This is a genomic window from Kitasatospora sp. NPDC059408 (genome assembly GCF_042751525.1).
Taxonomy (GTDB): domain Bacteria; phylum Actinomycetota; class Actinomycetes; order Streptomycetales; family Streptomycetaceae; genus Kitasatospora.
The window spans coordinates 113,570-137,310 of sequence record NZ_JBHYWI010000005.1 but is presented as its reverse complement, the minus strand read 5'-3'; the positions used below and the strand labels follow the sequence as shown (position 1 = coordinate 137,310).

Annotated in this window: 19 protein-coding genes; 9 read left to right on the top strand and 10 right to left on the bottom strand. The window is 72.6% G+C overall.

Annotated features, from left to right (window positions below; all coding sequences use genetic code 11):
- Positions 1-84 precede the first annotated feature (84 nt).
- Complete coding sequence (locus ACFXDE_RS06215; RefSeq protein WP_380491373.1) at positions 85-1,188, top strand: DMT family transporter; 1,104 nt, start codon at positions 85-87, stop codon at positions 1,186-1,188.
- On the opposite strand, the gene lepB is transcribed toward ACFXDE_RS06215, so the two are convergent.
- Both lepB and ACFXDE_RS06205 read right to left on the bottom strand, forming a co-directional pair.
- Positions 1,151-1,927, bottom strand: a complete 777-nt coding sequence (gene lepB, locus ACFXDE_RS06210) for a signal peptidase I (RefSeq protein ID WP_380491371.1) — start codon at positions 1,925-1,927, stop codon at positions 1,151-1,153. The two genes, ACFXDE_RS06215 and lepB, sit on opposite strands and share 38 nt — an antisense overlap.
- A gap of 231 nt (positions 1,928-2,158) precedes the next feature.
- Positions 2,159-2,494: a chorismate mutase gene (locus ACFXDE_RS06205; RefSeq protein ID WP_380435200.1), complete on the bottom strand. Its 336-nt coding sequence runs from the start codon at positions 2,492-2,494 to the stop codon at positions 2,159-2,161.
- A 309-nt stretch (positions 2,495-2,803) separates the two neighbouring features.
- Between ACFXDE_RS06205 and ACFXDE_RS06200 the strand changes: the two genes are divergently transcribed.
- The gene (locus ACFXDE_RS06200) at positions 2,804-3,229 is read left to right on the top strand and encodes an OsmC family protein (RefSeq protein ID WP_380435199.1); all 426 of its coding nucleotides are present in this window, start codon (positions 2,804-2,806) and stop codon (positions 3,227-3,229) included.
- Between the two features lie 395 nt (positions 3,230-3,624).
- On the top strand, positions 3,625-5,580 hold the full coding sequence (locus ACFXDE_RS06195; protein ID WP_380491368.1) for a putative bifunctional diguanylate cyclase/phosphodiesterase: 1,956 nt from the start codon (positions 3,625-3,627) through the stop codon (positions 5,578-5,580).
- Positions 5,581-6,199: 619 nt separating this feature from the next.
- Here ACFXDE_RS06195 and ACFXDE_RS06190 read toward each other — a convergent pair.
- Entirely contained in the window at positions 6,200-7,288 is a 1,089-nt protein-coding gene (locus ACFXDE_RS06190) for an LLM class flavin-dependent oxidoreductase (protein WP_380491366.1), read from the bottom strand.
- Positions 7,289-7,927: 639 nt separating this feature from the next.
- Between ACFXDE_RS06190 and ACFXDE_RS06185 the strand changes: the two genes are divergently transcribed.
- Entirely contained in the window at positions 7,928-8,515 is a 588-nt protein-coding gene (locus tag ACFXDE_RS06185; protein ID WP_380435299.1) for a DedA family protein, read from the top strand.
- A gap of 260 nt (positions 8,516-8,775) precedes the next feature.
- On the top strand, positions 8,776-10,053 hold the full coding sequence (locus tag ACFXDE_RS06180; protein ID WP_380491365.1) for a hypothetical protein: 1,278 nt from the start codon (positions 8,776-8,778) through the stop codon (positions 10,051-10,053).
- A gap of 64 nt (positions 10,054-10,117) precedes the next feature.
- Here the strand turns inward: ACFXDE_RS06180 and ACFXDE_RS06175 are convergent, their stop codons facing one another.
- From ACFXDE_RS06175 to ACFXDE_RS06150, 6 genes are all read right to left on the bottom strand, one after another.
- Positions 10,118-11,014: an alpha/beta fold hydrolase gene (locus tag ACFXDE_RS06175; protein WP_380491363.1), complete on the bottom strand. Its 897-nt coding sequence runs from the start codon at positions 11,012-11,014 to the stop codon at positions 10,118-10,120.
- Entirely contained in the window at positions 11,011-12,096 is a 1,086-nt protein-coding gene (locus ACFXDE_RS06170) for a branched-chain amino acid ABC transporter permease (RefSeq protein WP_380491360.1), read from the bottom strand. The genes ACFXDE_RS06175 and ACFXDE_RS06170 overlap by 4 nt, the downstream gene beginning before the upstream one ends.
- Before the next feature lie 251 nt (positions 12,097-12,347).
- Positions 12,348-13,214 carry a branched-chain amino acid ABC transporter permease gene (locus tag ACFXDE_RS06165; protein WP_380435194.1) on the bottom strand — a complete coding sequence of 289 codons (867 nt, stop codon included), beginning with the start codon at positions 13,212-13,214 and terminating at the stop codon, positions 12,348-12,350.
- Positions 13,214-14,002, bottom strand: a complete 789-nt coding sequence (locus tag ACFXDE_RS06160; RefSeq protein ID WP_380491358.1) for an ABC transporter ATP-binding protein — start codon at positions 14,000-14,002, stop codon at positions 13,214-13,216. Before ACFXDE_RS06160 ends, ACFXDE_RS06165 begins: the two co-directional genes overlap by 1 nt.
- 38 nt (positions 14,003-14,040) lie before the next feature.
- A complete protein-coding gene (locus ACFXDE_RS06155) occupies positions 14,041-14,829 on the bottom strand; it encodes an ABC transporter ATP-binding protein (RefSeq protein WP_380491356.1) in 789 nt (262 codons plus the stop codon).
- A 4-nt stretch (positions 14,830-14,833) separates the two neighbouring features.
- Positions 14,834-16,096 (bottom strand): substrate-binding domain-containing protein, encoded by a 1,263-nt coding sequence (locus ACFXDE_RS06150; protein ID WP_380491354.1) that lies wholly within the window; start codon positions 16,094-16,096, stop codon positions 14,834-14,836.
- 304 nt (positions 16,097-16,400) lie between these two features.
- Between ACFXDE_RS06150 and ACFXDE_RS06145 the strand changes: the two genes are divergently transcribed.
- The 4 genes from ACFXDE_RS06145 to ACFXDE_RS06130 all read left to right on the top strand — a co-directional run bounded on the left by ACFXDE_RS06145 (position 16,401) and on the right by ACFXDE_RS06130 (position 22,665).
- Positions 16,401-17,207 (top strand): CoA transferase subunit A, encoded by an 807-nt coding sequence (locus ACFXDE_RS06145; RefSeq protein WP_380491352.1) that lies wholly within the window; start codon positions 16,401-16,403, stop codon positions 17,205-17,207.
- Positions 17,208-17,211: 4 nt separating this feature from the next.
- Positions 17,212-17,946 (top strand): 3-oxoacid CoA-transferase subunit B, encoded by a 735-nt coding sequence (locus ACFXDE_RS06140; RefSeq protein ID WP_380491350.1) that lies wholly within the window; start codon positions 17,212-17,214, stop codon positions 17,944-17,946.
- 472 nt (positions 17,947-18,418) lie between these two features.
- Complete coding sequence (locus ACFXDE_RS06135; protein WP_380491348.1) at positions 18,419-20,578, top strand: glycosyltransferase family 2 protein; 2,160 nt, start codon at positions 18,419-18,421, stop codon at positions 20,576-20,578.
- A 227-nt stretch (positions 20,579-20,805) separates the two neighbouring features.
- Positions 20,806-22,665 (top strand): galactose oxidase-like domain-containing protein, encoded by a 1,860-nt coding sequence (locus ACFXDE_RS06130; protein WP_380491461.1) that lies wholly within the window; start codon positions 20,806-20,808, stop codon positions 22,663-22,665.
- Between the two features lie 73 nt (positions 22,666-22,738).
- On the opposite strand, the gene ACFXDE_RS06125 is transcribed toward ACFXDE_RS06130, so the two are convergent.
- Positions 22,739-23,668: a glycoside hydrolase family 6 protein gene (locus ACFXDE_RS06125; protein ID WP_380491346.1), complete on the bottom strand. Its 930-nt coding sequence runs from the start codon at positions 23,666-23,668 to the stop codon at positions 22,739-22,741.
- Positions 23,669-23,741: the final 73 nt, after the last annotated feature.

Sequence of the window (23,741 nt, the reverse complement as noted above, 5' to 3'; positions counted from 1 at the left end):
ACTCCGCTGCGTACAGTTGCCCGCAGGACCAAATGGCGGAATGGCGCCTTACACCATCGGCGGTATGACTGTCACAATGCGTCGGTGCACCAGACAACGGCCCCGTCCGCCCGCCCCTCCGGACGAACCCTCGGCCTCGGCCTCGCGCTGATCTCCGCCTGCGCCTTCGGCGGCTCCGGCACGGCCGCGAAGCCGCTGATCGAGGCCGGGCTCTCCCCGCTCCACGTGGTCTGGCTGCGGGTCACCGGTGCCGCCGTGGTCCTCCTGCCGATCGCCTACCGCCACCGCGACGCCGTGCTCCGCCGCCCCGGCCTGCTGATCGGCTTCGCCCTGCTCGCCGTCGCCGGCGTCCAGGCCTGCTACTTCGCGGCGATCTCCCGCATCCCGGTCGGCGTGGCCCTGCTCATCCAGTACCTCGGCCCACCGCTGCTCATCGGCTACGTCAAGTTCGTCCAGCGCAAGCCCGTCAGCCGGGGCGCGGCGTTCGGCGCCGCGGTCGCCGTGACCGGCCTCGCCTGCGTGGTGGAGGTCTGGAACGGCCTGAGCTTCGACGCGCTCGGCGTCCTGTTCGCGCTCGGTGCCGCCTGCTGCCAGGTCGGCTACTTCGTGCTGGCCGACGCCGGCCGCCGGGGCGAGCGACCGGTCGACCCGATGGCCGTCAGCGCGTTCGGCCTGCTGATCGGCGCGGTCGTGCTCACCGTGGCGACCCGGCCCTGGGAGGCCGACTGGAGCCCGCTCGGCGGGGACGTCGTGATGAACGGGCACTCGCTGCCCGCGTTCCTCCCGGCCGCCTGGATGGTGCTGGTGGCGACCGTCCTCGCCTACTTGACCGGCGTGGTCTCCGTCGGGCACCTCTCGCCGCCGGTCGCCGGGGTGGTGGCCAACCTGGAGGCCGTCGTCGCCACCGTGCTGGCCTGGATCCTGCTCGGCGAGCACCTCGGGCTGCCGCAGCTCGCGGGCGGCCTGCTGGTGCTCGCCGGGGCGTTCGCGGCCCAGGCGAGCAAGCCGGCGGAGGCCGCGGGGTCCGCGCGGGCGACGGAGTCCGTCGCGGTGGACGCCGTCGCGGTCGAGCCCGTCGCGGGGGCGGTGGCGGCGGCGGCCGAGGCCGTCGCGGTGGACGCCGGGGAGCCGACCACCGCCGAGAGCGGGGTCAGCGGCCGACCCAGCCGAACCAGTCGAAGTGGTTGAGCGGCCACACGACGGCCGACACCGGCCCCACCACGTTGCCCACCGGCACCGCGCCGCCACCCGGGCCGCTGCGGTGGTAGCGGGAGTCCGCCGAGTCGCTGCGGTGGTCGCCCTCCACCCAGATGTGCCCGGCCGGCACCGTTACCGGCCCGAAGTCCAGGCCGGCGCAGGAGTCGTCCCCCGGGTGGAGGTACGGCTCGTCGACCTTCTTCCCGTTCACGGTGAGCGTGGTGCCGGTGCACTGCACGGTCTGGCCACCGGTCGCGATCACCCGCTTGACCAGGTAGTTGTCGTCCTTCGGCGGCACCAGCCCGACGAAGCTCAGCGCCGAGGTGAGCGCGTTGGTGAACGGGTTGCCGTCGACCGGCTGCGGCGGGAGCCAGTCGCCCGGGTCCTTGAAGACCACCGGCTGCCCCGGCTCCGGCTCCCAGCCGGTCAGCGGCGCCAGCTTGTTCACGCCGACCCGGTCGCCGATCCGCAGCGTGTTCTCCATCGAGCCGGACGGGATGGTGAACACCTGGAGCAGACAGGTCTTGATCAGCAGCGCGAGCGTCAGGCCGACCGCGATCATCGCCGGGATCTCGATCCACCACGGCCGCGGCTTGCGCCGCGTCCGCCGGGCCTTGCGGGCGCGTCCGCCACGGGCCCGGCGGCGGGCCTCGGCGCGACCGCCGGGGGCGGCGGAACTATCGGCACGGCCCTCGGCCTCGCTCGGCGTTTCGGGCAGGTTCACCGCCATCGTCGCTGCTCCACCTCTCGGCTGCGGAAACCTGCACGCTACGCCAACCGTGGAGCCTCACGAAATCCGGACTTTAGCCGCGCCCGACACCCCCGGCACCCCTGACACCGGGCCCCCGGGACGCTGATTCACCGCCGCAGAGCCCGCCGGTACCGGTTGAAAACAGTCGGAACCGGTCGACATCGGCCAGTGCCGGACCTTCTCGGGCCCGCGGCCCCCGTGCGCGGAGCCTCAGGCGCGGGCGATCGCCTCGTGGTGGCGGATGACCTCGGCGATGATGAAGTTCAGGAACTTCTCAGCGAAGACCGGGTCCAGCTTGGCCCCGGCGGCCAGCTCGCGCAGCCGCTTGATCTGGTCCCGCTCCCGCGCCGGATCGGCCGGCGGCAGCTTGTGCTCGGCCTTGAGCCGACCGACCCGCTGGGTCGCCTTGAACCGCTCGGCCAGCATGTGGACCACCGCGGCGTCGATGTTGTCGATGCTCTCGCGCAGGCTGGTCAGCTCGGCGCGCACGGCATCGTCCACCCCCGCGGGCAGAGCGGCGTCGGAGGTCGTGGGGTGGTCCGTCATCGCGGCGGCTCCCGGAAAGGCTGGTGGTGGAAACCCGGCCGTACGGCGGCCGAGCTCGGGCCCGCGCCAATCTAACAGGGCTCCCGGCCCCGGTCCCCTCCGTTGCACCCGACCGTCCACGATCCGGACGGCGCGCGCACCGCCGCACCGCCGGGCGCCCGAAGTACCCGGGGACGGACCGGGGCCCGCCGTAGGCTGGTGCGTGCATGACCGGAAGTGACGCACCAGCAGTTCCTCAGCTGCTCCTCAGCAGTTCCTCAGCAGTTCCGCAGCAGTTCCGCAGCAATGTCAGCAATGGAGGTACCGATCGTGGCTACGACCCGCACCGCCCGCACCGCCTGGGAGGGCAACCTGCTCCAGGGCAAGGGGCAGGTGACCTTCGCCTCGTCCGGCATCGGTGAGTACCCCGTCTCCTGGGCGGCCCGTGCCGAGGAGCCCAACGGCAAGACCAGCCCGGAGGAGCTGATCGGCGCCGCGCACTCCGCGTGCTTCTCGATGGCCCTCTCGCACGCCCTGGCCGGCGCCGGCACCCCGCCCGCCAAGCTGGACACCCAGGCCGACGTGACCTTCCAGCCCGGCGCCGGCATCACCGGCATCCACCTGACCGTGGTGGGCGACGTCCCGGGCCTGGACGAGGCCGGCTTCGTGAAGGCCGCCGAGGACGCCAAGGCGAACTGCCCGGTCAGCCAGGCCCTCACCGGCACCACCATCACCCTGACGGCCACGCTGGCCTGACGTTCCGGGGGACGCCCCGCCGACCGAGGCCCCACCCCGCTCCGCGCTCCCGGCGCGCAACCGGTGTCATGGGGCGCGGGTTCGGCGCACGCGCCCCTGGCGCACATCATGTGATGTGTACCGGGGGCGTCTGCATGTACCGCCACGGTTGACCCCAAAGCGGGCGAATCACCCTGGCGGCGGTCACCGCGCGTTGCCGACGCGTCCTATGATCGGCCGCAGCGCCCTGTTCTTCACGCGGGTGTCCACGCGGTCTCCCCCACGCGGCAGTTCCCCGCCGGGCGTCCCGCGCCGGACCGACCCCGAGGACCGCGACAGAGTGCGGAGCCGGCCGCCGCAGTCCCGGGTGACCGGTCGGACCAGCATCAGGCGTCAGCAGCGGACGGGAGCATGCCGTGCCGGGCCAGAACGAGGGGGCCGACGCACACCACCCGGGGGTGGCCCTGGAGGACGGGCCCACCAACCGGGACGGAGCCCGGGACAGCACCCCCGAGGTGGCCCCGGACGCGGCACCCGAAATGCTCCTCTGCCCCACCTGCTCGGCGCCACTGACCAACGGCGCCCACCGGGCGGACGACGGGACCGACCGGATGCTCACCGCACTGCGGGCCAGCGAGTCCCGCTTCCGGGCCGCCTTCTGCGACGCCGTCATCGGCATGGCCCTGATCGACCCCGACGACCGGATCATCGAGGTCAACCCCGCCTTCGCGGCCCTGCTCGGCCGCGGCGTCGGCGAACTCGTCCGCACCCACCTGCACGAGATCCTCGACCCTGAGGGCATGCCGCACCGGCTCTTCCCCGCCCTCGTCCACGGCGGACGCGAACGGTTCCGGGTCGAGAAGCAGCTCAGGCACCGCGAAGGCCGCACGGTCTGGAGCAAGGTGACCGTCTCCCTCATCCGGGACAGCGCCGGGCACCCCCTCTACACCCTCGCCCTCGTCGAGGACATCACCGAACAGCGCCGGCTCGGCGACCGCCTCGAATACCAGGCCCTCCACGACCCGCTGACCCGGCTCCCCAACCGGACCTACTTCTTCGAACGCCTCGACGCCGCCTGCCTCACCGGCGACCCCCGCCCCGCGGACGGGCGCCGCGTCGGCGTCTGCTACCTCGACCTCGACGGCTTCGCCGCGATCAACGAGACCCTCGGCCACCACATCGGCGACCAGCTCCTGATCGCCGTCGCCACCCGGCTGCGCGGCGGCTTCCCCGGGCACAGCGCCCACCTGGTCGCCCGGATGGGCGGCGACGAGTTCGCCGTCCTCGTCACCGACAGCGCGGGCAGCGAACAGCTCACCGACCTGGCCGCCCGCATCCTCGAAGCCCTGGAACTCCCCTTCGACATCGCCGGCCACCGCCTGGTGATCACCGCCAGCGTCGGCGTCGTCGAACGCCCCGTGCACGGGACCACCCCGACCGACCTGGTCAAGGACGCCGACGCCACCCTCTACTGGTCCAAGGCCGACGGCCGCGCCCGCTGGACCCTCTACGACTCCGACCGCGGCGCCCACCAGCTCACCCGCCAGCTCCTCGCCACCGCACTGCGCCCGGCCCTCGAACGCGGCGAGTTCACCATCGAGTACCAGCCGCTGGTCGGCCTCGCCGACGGCGCGGTGCACGGCGCCGAGGCCCTGGTCCGCTGGCGCCACCCCCGCTACGGGACGCTCTCGCCCGACCGCTTCATCCCGCTCGCCGAGGAGTCCGGAGCGATCGTGCCGCTCGGCAAGTGGGTGCTGGAGGAGTCCTGCCGCCAGGCCCGGCAGTGGCTCACCGAGTTCCCCGACACCGAGACCTTCGTCAGCGTCAACCTGGCCGCCCGGCAGATCTGGGACTCCGACGTCGTCGCCGACGTCGCCCGCGCCCTCGAACGCACCGGCCTGCCCGCCCGGCTGCTCCAGCTGGAGATCACCGAGAGCGCCCTGCTCGGCCCCGGCGGCCGCCCGCTCCAGGCCCTGCAGGCGCTCGCCGACATGGGCGTCCGGATCGCCATCGACGACTTCGGCACCGGCTACTCGAACCTCGCCTACCTCTCCCGCCTGCCGGTGCACGTGCTCAAGCTCGACGGCACCTTCATCGAGGGCTTCCGCGACCCGGCCCCGGCCGGCCGGGCCGACCACCCGGCCCCCGACAGCCGCCGCAGCGACGCCGACGAGCAGATCGTCGGAGCGATGGTCCAGCTGGCCCACACCCTGGGCCTGACCGTCACCGCCGAGGGCATCGAGAACGCCGCCCAGGCCGAACGCCTCCGCCTCACCGGCTGCGACACCGCCCAGGGCTGGTACTTCGCCCGCCCTGGCGACGCCGAACGCGTCGCCGCCATACTGCGCCGGTCCCGGCCCGCCCCCCGGTAACGGGCCGGAGCGCGAGCGCCGTCCGGCGGACGGCGGCTGACTGCGGCTGGCGGCTGGCGGCTGGCGGCTGGCGGCTGGCGGCTGGCGGACTGAGCGTCCGCAGGGCCGAGTACCGGGGATCCCCGCGACCCCGGCCACGACGATGGCCGGGCCGGGGGCGCTGGGGCGGCCGGCGGTCAGGCGGATATCCGGCCGCAGGGGCTCGCCACCTCGCTCTCGGCCGCCCGGTTGCCGGGCGGCTCGGTTGCTCGGCGGCTCGACGGCGGCTCGGGACGAGCCCGCGACGGTATCTGGCGGCCTGCACGACCGGACGCCGGCAACTGCGGGGAGTCTCCGGCCCGGCGCCCATGACCTGGCAAGGTCCGTCAGGACACGGCCGGTCGCTCGCTCGACGCTTCGCGACGCGCCCGCTTCGGCGCCCAACGGTCGGCTCCGTCGCGATCGGCGTGCGAGGAGGTCCGGCCCTGAGGGCTCCAGCCCCGGCACCACCTCTGTGAGCAGGCCCGTTGCCCGCCAGTCCGGTCGCCACCGGAGTCCGCCACGGCCTGCCGGCCAGGGACCCGCCGACCCCGGCCACGACGATGGCCGGGGACAGGCGGTCTGCGTCGGGCGGTCTGCCTCAGGCCGTGGCCGTCAGGCCGTAGGCCTCGGCGATCCGGCCGTAGGAGCGGAGGCGGGCCTCGTGGCCGTGGATGTGGGAGGTGATCATCAGCTCGTCGACGCCCGTTCGCTTGCGCAGGGCTTCGAGGCCGTCGGCGACCTCGCCCGGGGCGCCCAGGACCACGTTGGCCAGCCAGTTGTCGATGAAGTCCGCCTCGACCGGGCTGTACGGGTAGGACTCGGCCTCCTCCGGCGTGGGGATCGGGCCGGGGGTGCCGCGGCGCAGCCGGAGCATGCCGAGCGCCGCGGAGCGCGCGAGGCGGCGGGCGGAGTCCTCGTCGTCGGCGGCCACCGCGCTCACGCCGATGAGGGCGTAGGGCTCGGTGAGGACGGCGGAGGGGCGGAAGGAGTCCCGGTAGAGGTCGAGTGCCGGGAGGGTGTTGGCGCTGCTGAAGTGGTGCGCGAAGGCGAAGGGCAGGCCGAGGCGGCCGGCGAGCTGGGCGCTGAAGCCCGAGGAGCCGAGGAGCCAGATCGGCGGTCGGGCGTCGCCGTTGGGGACGGCCGTGAGCCGGGCGTACGGGTGGCCGGCCGGGAAGTCGCCGTCGAGGAAGTGGGTCAGTTCGGCGAGTTGCTGGGGGAAGTCGTCGGCGCCCTCGGCGAGGCCGCGGCGCAGCGCCCGGGCGGTGGCCTGGTCGGTGCCGGGGGCGCGACCGAGGCCGAGGTCGATCCGGCCGGGGTGCAGGGCCTCCAGCAGGCCGAACTGTTCGGCGATGGCGAGCGGGGCGTGGTTGGGGAGCATGACGCCGCCGGAGCCGAGCCGGAGCGTGGTGGTGTGGGCGCCCAGGTGGGCGAGGAGGACGGCTGGGGTGGAGCTGGCGACGCCGGGCATGCCGTGGTGCTCGGCGACCCAGAAGCGGTGGTAGCCCCAGCGCTCGGCGTTCCGGGCGAGTGCGGTGGTGGCGGCGAGCGCCTCGGCGGGGGTGTGGCCGGCGCCGACGGTCGCGAGGTCGAGGATCGAGAGCGGGGCGGGTGCGGTGCCGCGGGCGGTGCCCCGGATCGCGGGGGCGGGCGGTTCGGTGCCGTGTGTCTGCTGGTCCTCGGTGGTCATGCCGCTCGCCTTTCCGGTCTCTTCTACTCCTGCCGATCGGGGGCAACCACCGTCCGGCGCCCGCTGTTCCCCGCCTCCGGGGTGTCCCGCGGCACATCTCCGGAGCCGCCGCTCGATCCGCGACCGGAGCCGCTGCCGACCGGACGTTCGGCTGACGCAGCGCCAGCGGGCGGACACGCGTGGCGACTTCACGCCAGAGCCGGAAGTCGCCAGCCGCAGGTCTCGCGATGGACCGCCGGAGTCCGGCAGGCTGGTGATCAGGAGCGGGGGCATCGATGGGAAGCCCCCCGTTCCCGTTGACAAGGTCGCCGGGCTGGACCAGTTCCGGACGATCCATGCGAGCCCCCGGAGTGGAAACCCCGCTCCGGGGGCTCGTTCCATTCCATGTGCGGCCCGCATCCGGCCGGGCGGGCGCAAATCCGGCAGGGGTTCCACGCCCGGCGGGAAGTGCGGCAGCATGGAATGTGGCGCGGGTCACTCCGGCGGCTGGTGCCGCCGACCGCGACGGCTTCGTTCCCCGGCTGTGATCCCGCGCATACCCGGGGTGCTTCATGGCATGAAAAGTCGAGGCGCTAGCGTTGACCCCAGCAGCCACCTGCTCCCCCGGGCGGCGTGGAGGGAGTACGGGCCTTGAACTTCGTGGCGGCGATCGGATCCTCGTGGATCTGCGCCCTGGCGCTCTGCGCCGTACTCGGCGACGCCCTCCTCCCCTTCATCCCCAGCGGCACGCTGGTGATCCTGGCCGTGCTCAAGACCGCGCAGATCGACGGCGCCCCGGTGCTGCTCGGCCTGGGCGTTGCGATTTCCTCGTTCCTCGGCGACCTCCTGCTGCTGCACCTCGCCCGACGCGGCGCGCCGCTGGTCCAGCGGCGGCTGGCGCGGCGCCCCAAGCTCGCGGCGAGCGTGTCCCGGGTGCAGCAGGCCCTGGTCGAACGGCCGCGCGGGGCCGCCGCCGCGATGGTGGTGGTCGCCCGGTTCGTGCCGGCGGGAAGGACCGTCCTCGACCTGGCCATCGGACACTCCCCCGACCACCCGCACCGCTTCCTGCACTGGTCGGCACTGGCGGCGCTGGTGTGGGCCGCCTACATCGTGACGCTGGGCTGGCTGAACAGCCACTGGTTCGACACCGCCTGGCTCAGCCTGGCCGTCTCCTGCACGGCGGCGACCGTGGTGAGCACCGCGATAGCACGAATAGTGCGCCGCAACCGGCGACTCTCGGCACTCTGACGGAGCCCGCCCCCGCGGCGGTACGGTACTGCCCGAGCGAGTAGTCGGCCGCGAAGCGTCACAGGACCGCAACAGAACCGGGATCCCTGCAGCCCAGCCGGGCGCCATGGGCGTGTTGACCCACGTCGGGCCCGGACGACCCCTTTGATCGCCGTCCGGTCCGCATGACATGCTAACGGCGGAATACTCATCAATTGCCCGATTTGACCGGTAAGGCCCAGAGCCGCCCGCACCACCGGCCGTCGGCACCAGGGGAGACCATGACCAGCATCTCGCGCAGGACCGTGCTCAGTGCCACCGCAGCGACCGCGGCCCTCGGGGCGGTCGCGGCCTGTTCCAGCAACGGCTCCGGCTCGGGACCGGCCTCCTCCTCCGCCCCCTCGGGCACCCCCGCCCCCGCCCCGACCGGCACCACCGATCCGACCCAGGCCGTGGTGCCCAAGGGCACGCCGATCGGTGACGGCTCCAACGCGGACACCGGGCCCCAGCCGAACCAGCCCAAGCCCGAGAAGCTCAAGCCCGGCGAGCGTCCGCCGCAGTTCGTCGTCTTCTCCTGGGACGGCGCGGGCGGCACCGACGACGGCCAGTTCCCCCGGTTCCTCAAGCTGGCCGAGCAGTACAAGGCCACGATGACCTTCTTCCTCTCCGGCATATACGCCCTGCCGAAGGGCAAGTCCAGCCTCTACCACCCGCCGAAGCACGCGGTCGGGGCCTCCGACATCCCGTACCTGTCGGACGGCGCGGTCAAGAGCACGCTCAAGCTCGTCAGCCAGGCCTGGCTGGCCGGGCACGAGATCGGCACCCACTTCAACGGGCACTTCTGCTCCAGCCGCCCGGACAAGAACGGGGTCAACATGTGGACCCCGGACGACTGGCAGAGCGAGATCGACCAGGCGATCGGGTTCGTCACCCAGTGGCGGACCAACACCGGCTTCACCGACGTCGACCCGCTGCCCTTCGACTACAAGAAGGAGCTCATCGGCGGCCGGACCCCGTGCCTGGAGGGGCAGAAGGCGCTGCTGCCGACGGCGGCGAAGATGGGCTGGAAGTACGACGCGAGTTCGGCGGGCGGCCTCCAGATATGGCCGCAGAAGGTCCAGGACGGCAAGGTCTGGGACTTCCCGCTGCAGTCCATCCCCTTCCCGGGGCACACCTTCCAGGTCCTGTCGATGGACTACAACATCCTGGCCAACCAGTCCAGCGGCAGCACCAAGGGCGACCCGTCCAAGTACGGCGACTGGCGCAACCAGGCCCGGGACTCCTACCTGGCCGGCTTCGACCGCGCCTACAACAGCAACCGTGCGCCGTTCTTCATCGGCAACCACTTCGAGCAGTGGAACGGCGGCATCTACATGGACGCCGTCGAGGACGCGCTCAAGGCCATCGCCGGCAAGCCCGAGGTGCGGATGGTCTCCTTCAAGCAGCTCGTCGAGTGGCTGGAGGTGCAGGACCAGTCCACCCTGCGCAAGCTGCGCACACTCAACGTCGGCCAGGCGCCCACCGGCGGTTGGGAGACCTTCCTGGGCGCGGCCGGCTGACGGCCGCACCCGGCGAGCGGCAGGCGGCAGGCGGGGACGGGGGCGGGGACGGGTTCGGCGGACGCTAGGCGTGCCCGCCGGACAGGCGGCTCGCGATGGCCCCGACGCCGTCCGCCGACCAGAGAATCGAGTAGTGGTTGGTGTTCGGCACGGGCGAGGCCGGCACCCGTGCCCGGTCGAGCCCGGACCGCGCGATCCGCTCGGCGTCGTAGAGGCCCTGCGCTTCGTCGAGCAGGCCGCGTTCCGCCCACAGCAGTTCGGCCGGGCAGGGCAACCGGTGCACGGCTGCGGCCGCTTCGGTGTCCAGCAGCACCTGGGCGCCGTCGGTCTGCACGGCCTCCAGCACACAGGAGGAGCGCAGCTCGGGCTCGCGGCCGACCAGGTCCCGCTGGGCGTAGGCGTCGATCCCGTCCGACCAGGCGGAGCCGACGGCCGGATGCCGCTGCCAGAAGGCCCGGTAGGCGTTCCGGTCCGGGAAGGTCATCGAGAGGCGCGCCAGTGCTGGGCCGAGCACGGCGGCGAGGGCGTCCTCCTCGCGGACGCCGTCGGGCAGCGGGAAGGTCAGCGCTCCGTCCACGAGCAGCACCCGGCCGACGAGTCGGGGGTGCCGCACCGCCGCCAGGGCGGTCACCCACGCCCCCATGGAATGCCCGACGACGGTGGCCGGCCCGAGTCCGAGCGCGTTGATCAGTGCGGCCACGTCGTCTGCGTGGCGGGCCAGGCCGTACGGCCCGGCGAGCGCGCGGCTGCCGCCGCGGCCCCGCAGGTCGGGGGCGAGCAGAGTGACCTTCCCGGCCAGTCGGCGGGCGACCTCGTACCACGCGAGGCCGTTGGCGGTGATGCCGTGCACCGCCACGACGGTGGGCGCCCGCGGGTCCGCGGCGGGCCAGCGCAGGACGGACAGCGCACCGCCGGGCACCGGGACGGCCAACTCCTCGGGGTGCAGGGACGACTGGCTCACGTGGGACCACCTCCGGTGGGACGGGCAGGACGGACGCCACCCGGCGGGCGCGTCGCGCGGGCGGATCGGGCGGCGCGGATACGGGCGGGCAGCCTGGCCAGACCCCCGGGCAGCAGGTAGACCACGGCGACGAACAACGCACCGAGCAGGAACAGCGGTTGGGAGAGCGGGGCGCGCAGGACCGCGGGGAGGTCCGCGACCGTCCCCGAGTTGGCGAGGTCGCCGAGCCGGTGACCGGCCCAGGTGTAGAGCACGCCGCCGAGCAGCGGACCCCAGCGGGTGCCGGATCCGCCGAGGACCACCATGACCAGCAGCGCGAGGGTGGCGTCCGAGGTGGCGGCCTGCGGAGTGGCACCGCCGGTCAGCAGAAGGTAGACGACCCCGCCCGCTCCGGCGAGTCCGCCGGCCAGCACGAAGGCGACCAACTTGTAGCCGTAGGGCCGCAGTCCGAGCACCTCGACCCGGCGCTCGTTCTCCCTGATGCCCTCCCAGACCCTGCCGGTCGGCGAGTTGACGGCACGGTGGACGACGCCGAGGGTCAGCGCCAGGTAGGCGACGGCGATCCAGTACAGGTTGGCGGTGTTCTCGATCCCGAGCAGGCCGGCGGGCAGGTGGTCGGCCGGCGCGGACCGGCCCTCCTCGCCACCCGTGATGCCACCGGGGTTGCGCTGGACGAGGATCGAGCCGGCCTGGGCGAAGGCGAGGGTGACCGTGGAGAACCCGATGCCGGAGACGCGGAGGCTGACCGAGCCGAGGAGCAGGGCCAGCGCGACGGTGCAGGCCACACCGAACACCGCGGCGGCGGCGAACGGCAGGTCCAGCTCCAGCATCCCGAGGTCGGTGGCGTACAGGCCGGTGGCGAAGTAGAGGGCGTGACCGAAGGAGAGCAGTCCGGTCCGGCCGAGCAGGAGGTCGTACCCGGTGGCGAGCGCCCCGTAGAGCAGGCACAGGGCGATGAGTTGGAGACTTCCCGGGCTGCCGAGCGGGCCGTCGAGCAGTCCCGGGACGGGAAGCGCACTGTATGGGGCGACAAGGAGCGAGATCAGCAGAGCGATCGGCCACCAGCGTAGCGCTCTGTGCACCGGTGTCGAGCGATTAGTGACTGAATCACCTGTTCGAGGGATACCGCGCGGCTCGTTCCTGTGATCGGATGTGGTCACGGCAGGGCCGGTGTCAGTCCCCCCTGCCACAGTGTCGGTGTCGGCGGAGCTGGTGTCAGTCCCCTCTGCTGACATGGTGGTCCCGGCAGGGCTGGTGTCAGTCCCCCCTGCCAGGGTGGCGGCGGTTCGATCGGCCGTCATGCCACCGGTGCTCGTGATCGGTGTTTCGGCGCTCACGCGAGCCTCCCGGTGAGTCCACGGGGTCGGACGAGAAGCAGGACGGCGAGCAGGACGACGACGGAGAGGTCGCCGAGCCCCGCCCCGGTGTAGTAGTTGGCGAACTGCTGGACGAGACCGACGCCGGCCGAGGCGACGGCGGCGCCGGTGACCGAGCCCAGGCCGCCCATCACGACGACGACGAACGCGAAGACGAGCAGGCCGGTCCCCTGGCCGGGGGTGACCGAACCGAAGTAGAGGCCGCCGAGGGCCCCGCCGAGCGCGGCGGCGGCCCCGCCGATGGCGAAGACGAGGGTGAAGGCCCGACGGACGTCGATGCCGAGCGCCGTGACCATCGCCCGGTCCTCGACGCCGGCCCGGACGATCAGCCCGTAGCGGGTGCGGGCGAGGAACAACCGAAGAGTGAGCAACAGCACCGCGGCGGCGGCCACGAGCACGAAGCGGTTGACCGGGACGGTCGCGCCGAGCACGTGCCAGGTGCCGGCGAGGGCGGCGGGCTGGGGGAAGGGGCGGGCGTCCGCGCCCCACACCCCCATCAGCAGGGCGGGAACGGCGAGCCCGACCCCGACGGTGGCGAGGATCTGGTCGCGCGGCCGGCTGTAGAGCGGCCGGATCAGGGAGAGCTCCAGCAGGACGGCGGTGGCCGTCCCGACGAGGGTGCCGAAGGGCACGGCGAGCCAGAAGGAGAGACCGGCCTCGGTGCCGGCCCACCAGGTGGCATAGGCGCCGATCGAGAGCAGGGCGCCGTGCGCGAAGTTGAGCACGTCCATCAAACCGAAGATCAGCGACAGACCGGAGGCGATCAGGAAGTACAGCGCACCGAGACCGAGTCCAGTGCAGGAGAGGAGAACGATGGTGTCCATCAGGGCTTCACCTCCGTGGTGACGGCGGAGACGCTCGGAGCTCCCGAGGGCGGGGCCGCCGCCGGCGCGGCAGCCGCGGGCATGGCCGCCGAGGCCGTGGCCGCCGCGACCGGCCGGCGGGTGCCGACCCCGAGCAGGCGACGGGCGGCCTCCTCGTCGGCCAACAGCGCGACGGTGTCGCCCTGGTGGGCGGTACGGCCGTCGGCCAGGACGACGCAGGTACCGGCGAGCCGGCGCACGAGGGCGAGGTTCTGCTCGACCAGGAGGACGGGCACGGCCTCGGCCGCGCGGGCCAGCACGTCGGCCACCTCGGCGACGACCTTCGGGGCCAGGCCCTTGGTCGGCTCGTCGGCGATGATCAGCCGGTTGCGGTTGAGCAGCGTCCGGGCGATCGCCACCATCTGCTGCTGGCCGCCGGAGAGGGTGCCCGCCAACTGTGCGGCCCGCTTCCTCAGTTCAGGGAAGAGCTCGTGGACGAGGGCGTAGTCCGGTTCGCCGCCGGGAGCGCCGCGCTCGGCGAGACGGAGGTTCTCGGCGATCGTCAGGCCGGCGAAGATCCCCCGGTCCTCGGGGGCGTAGCCGATGCCGTGGCGAACCACCAGATGAGTCGGAAGAGAGGAGATCTCCGTATCGGCGAAGAGGATGCTGCCCGTTCGGGGCACCAGGCCCATGACGGCCCTGACGGTGGTGGTCTTGCCCGCGCCGTTGCGGCCGAGGAGCGCGGTGACCCCGGCCGGGGCGACGTCCAGGTCGACGCCGTGCAGGATGTGCAGCCCGTTGACGACCACGCGCAGATCGCGAACGGAGAGGAGAGGAGGAAGGTCGGTCACAACGCCTCGCCCAGGTAGGCCTGTTGGACGGTGGGATCGGCCATCACGGCCTCCGGGGTGCCCAGGGCGAGCAGAGTGCCGTGGTGCATCACCGCGAGGCGGTCGGCGAGGCCGAGCAGGACGTCCATGTGGTGCTCGACCATCAGGACGGTCCGGCCGAGGTCCCGGTGCACCGAGCGGATCAGCGCGGTGAGGGCGGGCACCTCCTCGGCGCTCACCCCGGCCATCGGCTCGTCCAGCAGGATGAGCCGGGGGTCGGAGACCAGCAGGACGGCCAGTTCGAGCTTGCGCTTCTCGCCGTGGGAGAGCGCGCTCGCCACGGTGTCGGCCCGGTGGGCGAGTTCGGTGCGGCGGAGGGTCTCGGCGACCTGGTCGGCGAAGCGGTCGGCGCGGCGCCAGAGCCGGTACGAGGCGCCCGGCCCGGCGGACGCCTGGGCGGCGAGACGGACGTGGTCGGCGACGGTCGTGCCCGGCCAGAGGGAGGAGGTCTGGAAGGTCCGGCCGAGTCCGCGACGGGCGCGGGCGTGGACGGGCTCGGCGGTGATGTCGGCGCCGTCGAGGCGAAGGCGGCCGCGGGTCGCCGGGTAGATGCCGGAGATCAGGTTGAACAGGGAGGTCTTGCCGGCCCCGTTGGGGCCGATGAAGGCGATGAACTCGCCTTCGGCCACGGAGAAGGAGACGTCCTCGACGATCGGGACGCCGCGGACGGACCAGCCGAGTCCGTCCAGACTCAGAACGGAGGTGGTCACGGGCGGGGAGGTAGTGGGCAGAGTCGGAGCGGGCATCGGATCAGCCCGCCATCGGGGCGACCGGGGGCACGACCTCGTCCGCGGTGAGGGCCTTCGCCACGGAGGGCCTGGCATCGGCGCCGGTGCCGGTCAGCCGGACCTGGAACATCGGCTGGAGCAGGGCGTGGTCCTCGGCGCGGACGGTGGTCCGGCCCTTGACCCCGTCGAAGCTCCAGCCCTCCAGGGCCTTCACCAGGGCCGAAGTGTCCTCGGCGGAGCCGTGGGCGGCCTCGACGGCGTGCACGATCATCTGCGCGGCGGTGAAGCCGTCGGGAGTGAAGATGTCGGTCTTTCCGCCGGCGGCGGTCACGGCGTCCGTCATGACCTTCTCCACCGGGGTTCCGGCGGCGCCGGCGAAGTAGTGGTTCAGGAAGGAGATCCGTTCGCCGGCCGGACCGAACAGCGGGTAGGAGGCCGCCAGGTCGAGGCCGGTGACGACCTTGGTGCCGGAGAACACGTCCTGCTGGCTGAGCGCCGTCCACAGGGCCGACGCGGTGTCGCCGGCCCAGGCAACGAAGAGCAGATCGGGCCTGGCGTTCCTGGCCTGGGTGGCGAAGGGGGTGAGGTCGGTGGTGCTCGGCGGGGCGAGCACCTGCTCGACCGTCGCGCCCTGGGCGCCCAGTACGTCGTTGACGGCGGCCACGTTGGCCTGGCCGAAGGCGTTGTCCTGGGCGAGCACCGTCACCTTCCTGCCCTTGGCATCGCCGATGAACGAGGCGGCGGTGCGGATGTCCTGGTAGGACTGGCGGCCGGAGCGGAAGGTGTACCGGTTCAGGCCGGTGATCTTGTCGGCGGCGGCCGGGCCGCTGATGAAGAGCACCTTGTTCTGGGCGGCGATCGGGCCGACCTGGAGGGCGACGCCCGAGGCGGTGGAGCCCGCGAGGATCTTGTGCCCCTTGCCGATCAGGTCCTTGGCGGCGGACACCGCCTTGGCCGGGTCGCCCGCGTCGTCCTGCTCCTCGACCTCGATCCGGTGTCCGTCGACCGCGCCGGTGCCCTTGGTCGCGTAGTCCAGCCCCGCCTTGAAGCCCTCCACGTACTGCTTTCCGTAGGCGGCCAGCGGGCCGGTCCTGGAGTACACCAGGCCGACCTTGACCGGGCTCTTCACACCGCCGCCGTCCGCCGCGCCCGTCCCGGCGGTGCCAGCCTTGGCGCAGCCCGCGGCGAGCAGGACGCAGGCCGCGAGCGCGGCGAGCCGCCGCCCCGGTCCGCCGGTCGGGGCCCGACGGGCCGCGGTCCTGGTGGGGGCTGTCGAGCTGCGCATGGTGACCGACTCCTGGGGGTGCGGCGGGTGGATGCCGGAACCGTAGGTGTGCGGTGAGACCGGCGACATGTGCCCGGACGACGCATCAGCCGGTCGTGATGTGGCTGCGACCGCCATACCGCCGAGCCCCGGAGGCGGCGCGGGTGCCACGCACTTGCCACGGTGTGCCCTCCCGACACGGATCCGCAGCCGGCCATGGCGGCAGCAGCCATGGCCGCGACGGCGCGGGGCCGGACACCGTGGAAGGACCGGCGCTCCCTGCTCGCGACTCGTCCGCCCACAACTCCCCTCACGAGGTGCTCCTTTGGACAAGGTCATGGACTCCCCCGCCGACGCGGTCCGGGACATCCCCGACGGCGCCGTGCTGGCCGTCGGCGGCTTCGGCCTCTGCGGCATCCCCAGCACGCTGATCGGCGCCCTGGTGCACGCCGGGGCCACCGGGCTGCGCGTGGTCTCCAACAACTGCGGGGTGGACGACTGGGGGCTGGGCCTGCTGCTGCGGGCGGGCCGGATCGCCCGGATGACGTCCTCCTACGTCGGCGAGAACAAGGAGTTCGCCCGGCAGTACCTCTCGGGCGAACTGGAAGTGGAGCTGACGCCGCAGGGCACGCTGGCCGAGCGGCTGCGGGCCGGTGGGGCGGGCATCCCGGCGTTCTACACCCCGGCGGGCGTCGGCACCCAGGTCGAGGAGGGCGGGCTCCCCTGGCGGTACGCGGCGGACGGAACGGTCGCGCTCGCCTCGCCGGCCAAGGAGGTCCGGGATTTCGGCGGCCGGCGCCACCTCCTGGAGGAGGCGATCACGGCCGACTTCGCGCTCGTCCGGGCCGAGACGGCGGACCGGCACGGCAACTGCGTCTTCCACGCGGCCGCCCGCAACTTCAACCCGCTCTGCGCGGCGGCGGCCCGGACCACCGTGGTCGAGGCCGACCGGATCGTCGAACCGGGAGCGCTGGATCCGGACGCCGTGCACCTCCCCGGCGTGTACGTCGACCGGGTCGTGGCCGCGGACCCCACCGACCGGCGGATCGAGCGCCGCACGGTCCGCGCAACGCCTGCGACGCCCGGCACCCCCACCGCCCCGACCTCCACCGCCACACGAGAGCAGGCCTGAGCCGATGACCGCCGCGACACCGCTCGACCCCCGCAAGGCACTCGACCCCCGCAAGGCACTCGACCCCCGCAAGGCACTCGACCCCCGGAATGCATCCGACCCCCGCAATGCACCCGACCCCCGGAACGCCCTCGCCGCGCGCGCCGCGAGGGAGTTGCGCGACGGGGAGTACGTGAACCTGGGCATCGGCCTGCCCACCCTGATCCCCGACCATCTCCCGCCGGGCGTGGAGGTGGTGCTGCACTCGGAGAACGGCGTCCTGGGCGTGGGCCCGTACCCGGCCGACGGCGCCGAGCACGCCGACCTGATCAACGCGGGCAAGGAGACCGTGACCGTCGCGGCGGGCGCCTCGTACTTCGATTCGGCCGTCTCCTTCGGCATGGTCCGGGCCGGCCGGATCGACGTCTCGGTGCTCGGCGCGATGCAGGTGTCGGCGGCCGGCGACCTCGCCAACTGGATGATCCCCGGGAAGACGGTCAAGGGCATGGGCGGCGCGATGGACCTCGTGCACGGCGCCCGGCGGCTGATCGTCGTCATGGAGCACACGGCCAGGGACGGCTCGCCGAAAATCGTCGAGGAGCTCACGCTCCCCGCCACCGGGCGGCGGGTCGTGGACCGGATCGTCACCGACCTGGCGGTCGTGGACGTGACGCCGGCCGGGCTGCTCCTCGTGGAGACGGCACCCGGCAGAACCCTCGAAGAGGTGCGCGCAGCGACCGGAGCCCCATTGCTGACGTAGCGTCAAGTTACTTGTCGAGAAACGGAGATGGCGAAGAGAGGGCCTCAGCGCGAAGTCCGCTCTTCGCCCGCTCATTCGACGGGAGCGGGCCCCGATGCGCCGGACGCGTCCAATCCGCGCCAATATCACTTCGGCACTCCGGTTTGGCTTGGAACCGTAGTATCTTCACGCTTGCGCACTGATCATCTCTCAGATCGGTTGCGATCACCGCGACCCTCCGGGAGAGTTGAGCACGCCAAGGATCCCGCACACCCGGAGGGGAAACCGGGAAGTGCTCCGGGGTCCCGCATTCGAAGCCGGTCGCGCAGTTACACGCCATGTAGTCACACAATAGAATTGATTGCTCACGGTTTATGTGACGAATAGCCCGGAAACTGCCTGACCCACCGCAGTTCACCGGGCAGTGTTCTGCCCCGGGCGGCTCCGAAGCGGCGGCGCAGCCAGTCGACGCACGACTCCGGGGGGAGCAACCATGACCTTGCCGTTCTCGCGGCGGAAAGACGCCGAGACGGCCGACGGCGGCGGCAGTACACGGATCGACGACGCCTTGGCCGACGTACCGGCCCCCGAAGCCCCGTACGACTACGCCCACTTCAGCCGACTCGCCGGACCGGCCCTCGACCCCGGCGACGGGGTCTACCGGACCGACGCCTGGACCGACGCCTGGGCCGACAACTGGACCGACACCCGAATACACCCCGACGACGGCGCCCGCACCGACACCGGCACCGACACCGGTACCGGCACCGACGCGGAAACGGACGCCGAGCCCGGCACCGGATCCGCGCCCTACCGCGTCCAGTACCGCAGCCTGCTGCGCCGCGAGCCGCACCGGATCCGTGCCGCCCTGCTGCTGGTGGCCGCCCCGCTCGTGGAAGCGGTGCTGCTGGTCTGGCTGTTACTGCCCGAACACTGGCCCGAGCGCCCCGGCGAGACGGACGCGTGGCTGCTCACCGCCGACAAGGTGATGATCGGGATCATCGCCGTCGTCGAGGTGTTCCGGCTGGTCAACGTGGTCTCCAACGCCCACGCCACCCTCGTCGCCCGCGATCCCGTCCCGGTCACGCCCGAGCGCGGCACCAGGGTCGCCTTCCTCACCACCTGTGTACCGGGCAAAGAGCCCGCGGAGATGGTCCGGGCCACGCTCACCGCTGCGCTCGCCGTGCGGCACGAAGGCCCCTACGACGTCTGGCTGTTGGACGAGGGAAACGATCCTGCGATGCGCGCGCTCTGCGCCGAGCTGGGCGTCCGCCACTTCAGCCGCTTCGGCCGGCCGCACTGGAACCGGCCCGAGGGCAGGTTCCGCGCCAAGACCAAGCACGGCAACTACAACGCCTGGCTCCAGGCGCACGGCGACGACTACGACTTCTGGGTGTCGGTCGACACCGACCACGTCCCGCTGCCGGACTTCTGCGAGCGCATGCTCGGCTACTTCCGCGACCCCGACGTGGCATTCGTCGTCGGCCCTCAGGTGTACGGGAACTACCGCAGCTCGGGCTCGGCGGTCACCAAATTCTCCGAGAGCCAGCAGTACCTCTTCCACGCGCTGATTCAGCGCGCCGGAAACCGCTACGGGGCGCCGATGTTCGTCGGCACGAACAACGCCGTGCGAATCGGCGCGCTCCAGTCGATCGGCGGGTTGTACGACTCCATCACGGAGGACATGGCGACCGGTCTGGAGTTCCACCGGAGCCGCAACCCCCGGACCGGTGCCCGCTGGAAGTCCGTCTACACCCCGGACGTCCTGGCGGTCGGCGAGGGCCCGTCCTCCTGGACCGACTTCTTCTCCCAGCAACTGCGCTGGAGCCGCGGCACGTACGAGACCCTGCTCACCCAGTACTGGCGGGTGATGTGGAAGCTCTCCCCCGGACGGCTGCTCAACTACTCGCTGATGGTCTGCTTCTACCCGATGGCGGCGCTGACCTGGCTCCTCGGGGCGGTCTCCAGCGTGCTCTACCTCGTCTTCGGGGCGTCCGGCGTCCACGTCTCCTCGGAGATCTGGATGATGCTCTACAGCGACGCCGCCGCGCTCCAGCTCCTGCTCTACACCTGGAACCGCAAGCACAACGTGAGCCCGCACGAGCCGGCCGGCTCCTCCGGGGTCGCGGGCATGGTGATGTCGGCGCTCTCCGGGCCGGTCTACGCGGCCGCCCTGGTGCAGGCCGCGCTGCGGCTGCGCAGCCGCTTCGTCGTCACACCGAAGGGCGGCTCGGCCAGCCCCGACCGGCTCTCCACGTTCCGGCTGCACCTGTTCTGGACGGTCGTGTTCGGGGCCGCGATCGTCGCGTCCTTCTTCACCGGCCACGACCACGCGGCCATGCGCACCTGGGCGTTCATCGCCCTCGTCCTGACACTGCTGCCCCTGCTGGTGACCACCGCGGACACCGTCCGGCGCCGGCGGGCCAGGCCCACGGCCACGCTCACCGTGACCGGGGGCGGCCCCTCGGCCACCGCCGTCCGGGTGGACCAGCCCACCGTCCAGCTGCGCCGGCCGGTCCTCCTCGACCCCGCCGCACTCGACTCCGCCGCACTCGACCGGGAGTCGCGGGACCACTCGGGCCTCGACCAGCCCACGCTGGAACTCCGGAGGCCGCCGCAGCCCCGGCAGGCCGAGCCCTCCTCCACCCGCTGAGCGAATGCCCGCCGAGCGGCTGCCCGTCGGGCGTTCACCGCGATCACCCACCGAACAGCCACCCGCCGAAGAGCCACTCGCCGAACAGCCACCCACCGAACAGCCGCTTGCCGAACAGCCACCCGTCGAACCGGCCCACGAGGGGACCGATCACCGTGAAGATCCACAACGCCGGACGGACCAGGCGCTTCGCCCTCGGCAGCACGGTCGCCCTGACCGTGGCCGGGATGAACGCGCCCGCCGTCCTCGGCTTCGCCTCCGACCAGTACCACCAGTACGTGATCAACCGCCCGGAGTACAAGGCGGAGTACGGCCACTGGCAGACCCTCACGCTGCCCGCCGAGTTCCGGGTCAACGCCGTCCACGCCACGCTCCTGCGCACCGGCAAGGTCCTGATCGTGGCCGGCTCCGGCAACGACGAGAAGGCCTTCGGCGCGGGCACGTTCAAGAGCCTCCTCTGGGACCCGGCGAAGAACACCTACAAGCTCGTCCCGACCCCGGACGACATGTTCTGCGGCGGCCACACCTCGCTGCCCGACGGCCGGGTGCTGGTCGCCGGCGGCACCCAGCGGTACGAGAAGCTGGACGGCGCCGTGAAGAAGGCCGCGGGCACCATGCGCGTGCGCAACGAGAGCCCCGAACGCGCCCGGACGTTCCCCAAGGGCACCGTCTTCGTCGCCCCGAACGGCCGCGAGTACGCCTCCACCGCCGACGTGACCGTCCCGGCCGCGGTGAAGACCGGCTCGGGCACCAAAACCGTCGTGACGGCCAGCGAGCAGCACGTGTTCGTCGAGGCCGTCGGGGAGGGCAAGGACTACCTCACCGACGCCCGTGCGCAGTACCGGATCAAGGGCCTGAGCGGCGTGGACGCCCACAACCTGTACGGCATGAACGACAAGATGACTTTGGAGAAGCAGGAATACCAGGGCATCCGCGCGGCGTTCGAGTTCAACCCGGACACCGAACTGTACGAGCAGGTCACCGACATGACCCACGCCCGGTGGTACCCGACGCTCACCGGGCTCGGCGACGGCCGGGTGGTCACGGTGTCCGGCCTCGACGACACCGGACAGATCCTCAACGGCAACGACAACGAGGTCTACGACCCCAGGTCCAAGACCTGGGCCAAGGCCCCCGACCGCTACTTCCCCACCTACCCGTCGCTCTTCCTGACCACCTCCGGCAAGCTCTTCTACTCCGGTTCCAACGCCGGCTACGGCCCCGCCGACAAGGGCCGCGAGCCGGGCCTGTGGGACCTGACGAACAACGGCTTCCAGCCCGTCCCGGGCCTGCGCGACCCCGGCCTCACCGAGACCTCGTCCTCGGTGCTGCTGCCGCCCGCGCAGGCGCAGAAGGTGATGGTGCTCGGCGGCGGGGGCGTCGGCGAGTCGCCGCTGTCCAGCGCCCGCACGGACATCGCCGACCTCTCCGCGCCGAAGCCCGCCTTCACCCCCGGTCCCGACCTGCCCGCCGGCGGCACCCGGTACCTCAACAGCGTGATCCTGCCGGACGACACCGTCTTCACCACCGGCGGCTCCAGCGGCTACCGCGGCAAGAGCGGCAGCGACCTGCTCAAGGCGCAGGTCTACCACCCCGGCACCAACACCTTCACCAAGGCCGCCGAACCGACCGTCGGCCGCGACTACCACTCCGAGGCGCTGCTGCTCCCCGACGGCCGGGTCGCCGTCCTCGGCTCCAACCCGCTCTTCGCCGACGACGCCAACACCACGCCCGGCGGCTTCGAGCAGCGGATCGAGATCTACACCCCGCCGTACCTGTACCACGGCGACCGCCCGCAGGTCACCGCCGCGCCCGAGGGGGCCAGGCTCGGCAGCACCGTCACCGTCGGCGCGGCGCGCCCGGACGCCGTCACCACGGCCAAGCTGATCCGGCCGAGTTCGGTCACCCACGTGACGGACGTCGAACAGCGGTCGGTGGCCCTGGACATCACCGGCCGCACGGCGGACGGCGTCTCGCTCACGCTGCCGGGCAACCCCAACCTGCTGCCGCCCGGCTGGTACATGCTGTTCCTGACGGACTCCGCCGGTACCCCGTCCGTCGCGCGCTGGATCCAGGTGACGGGCTGACCCTCCTGGACCGCTGGGAGGCGGCCCGCGGACAGCTCAACGGCCCGCGGACGGCTCAACGCCCGCGGACCGGTCAGCGGGCCGCCCTCGCCAGCCCCAGCGCGTACGGCAGCCAGAACTCGCCCGCCCGGGGCTCGCCCCGGCCGCACTCGCCGTCGGACTCCCCCGGGTTCTTGATCCACAGGTAGGCGTCCACCCCGGGCCGGCCGGTGTCGGTCGTCGGCGGCTCGCCGAGCGCGCGGCCCGGCGGGTTGCACCAGGAGTCGCCGCCCAGCGGGCCGTTGCCGTTGCGGCTGGTGTCGACGACGAAGTGCTTCCCGCCCAGCGCGGCCGATAGCTGTCCGCCGTACGACGCGTCGGCGTCGGTGCCGTAGAAGTTGGAGACGTTCACCGCGAAGCCGTCCGCGACGGCGATCCCGGACTTGCGCAGCGCGTCCGCCATCGCCGAAGGGTCCTGCGACCAGCCGGGGTTGCCCGCGTCCAGGTACACCCGCACCTGCGGACGCTTCTTCAGCTCCTGGACGGCGAAGGCCAGCAGTCCATACCGTTCGGCGGCGAGGTCGCCCTTCACACCGCAGGCGTCCAGGGTGTGGGCGACGGCGTCCGGCTCCACGATCACCCAGGCCTTGCGGTCGCCCAGCGCCTCCGCGACACCGGTGATCCAGGCCCGGTACGACGCGGCGTCGGCGGCACCGCCGGCCGAGTACTGGCCGCAGTCGCGGTGCGGGATGTCGTAGGCGACGAAGACCGGCGTCCGGTCGACCGCGGCCGCGCGGCGGCTCACCTGCTCCGCGATGCTCGGGGCGTTCTGCTCGCCGAGCCACTGCGAGGACGGCTGGGCCGCGATCCGCAGCAGGTCGGCCGCCTCCGCCGTCCGGCCCTGGCCGCGCAGGGCGGCCGACTGGCGGGCGGCGGAGGTCTGGTCGGAGACGTAGAAGGTCTGGTTGGGCAGTTGGGCGAGGCCCCCGTCCGCCTGTGGGGATGGTGGCGCGGGCGTCTGCACGGCGGAGTTCGGTGGCGCCCCGGAGGACGTCGGACCACCCCCCGGTCCCGATCCGCCACAGCCCGCCGTAGCC

Coding starts and splice junctions, on each gene's coding strand:
- lepB (WP_380491371.1), bottom strand. CDS start 1,927: ATGGCGGTGAACCTGCCCGAAACGCCGAGCGAGGCCGAGGGCCGTGCC.
- ACFXDE_RS06135 (WP_380491348.1), top strand. CDS start 18,419: ATGACCTTGCCGTTCTCGCGGCGGAAAGACGCCGAGACGGCCGACGGC.
- ACFXDE_RS06155 (WP_380491356.1), bottom strand. CDS start 14,829: ATGCCCGCTCCGACTCTGCCCACTACCTCCCCGCCCGTGACCACCTCC.
- ACFXDE_RS06205 (WP_380435200.1), bottom strand. CDS start 2,494: ATGACGGACCACCCCACGACCTCCGACGCCGCTCTGCCCGCGGGGGTG.
- ACFXDE_RS06165 (WP_380435194.1), bottom strand. CDS start 13,214: ATGGACACCATCGTTCTCCTCTCCTGCACTGGACTCGGTCTCGGTGCG.
- ACFXDE_RS06150 (WP_380491354.1), bottom strand. CDS start 16,096: ATGCGCAGCTCGACAGCCCCCACCAGGACCGCGGCCCGTCGGGCCCCG.
- ACFXDE_RS06180 (WP_380491365.1), top strand. CDS start 8,776: ATGACCAGCATCTCGCGCAGGACCGTGCTCAGTGCCACCGCAGCGACC.
- ACFXDE_RS06140 (WP_380491350.1), top strand. CDS start 17,212: ATGACCGCCGCGACACCGCTCGACCCCCGCAAGGCACTCGACCCCCGC.
- ACFXDE_RS06130 (WP_380491461.1), top strand. CDS start 20,806: ATGAACGCGCCCGCCGTCCTCGGCTTCGCCTCCGACCAGTACCACCAG.
- ACFXDE_RS06190 (WP_380491366.1), bottom strand. CDS start 7,288: ATGACCACCGAGGACCAGCAGACACACGGCACCGAACCGCCCGCCCCC.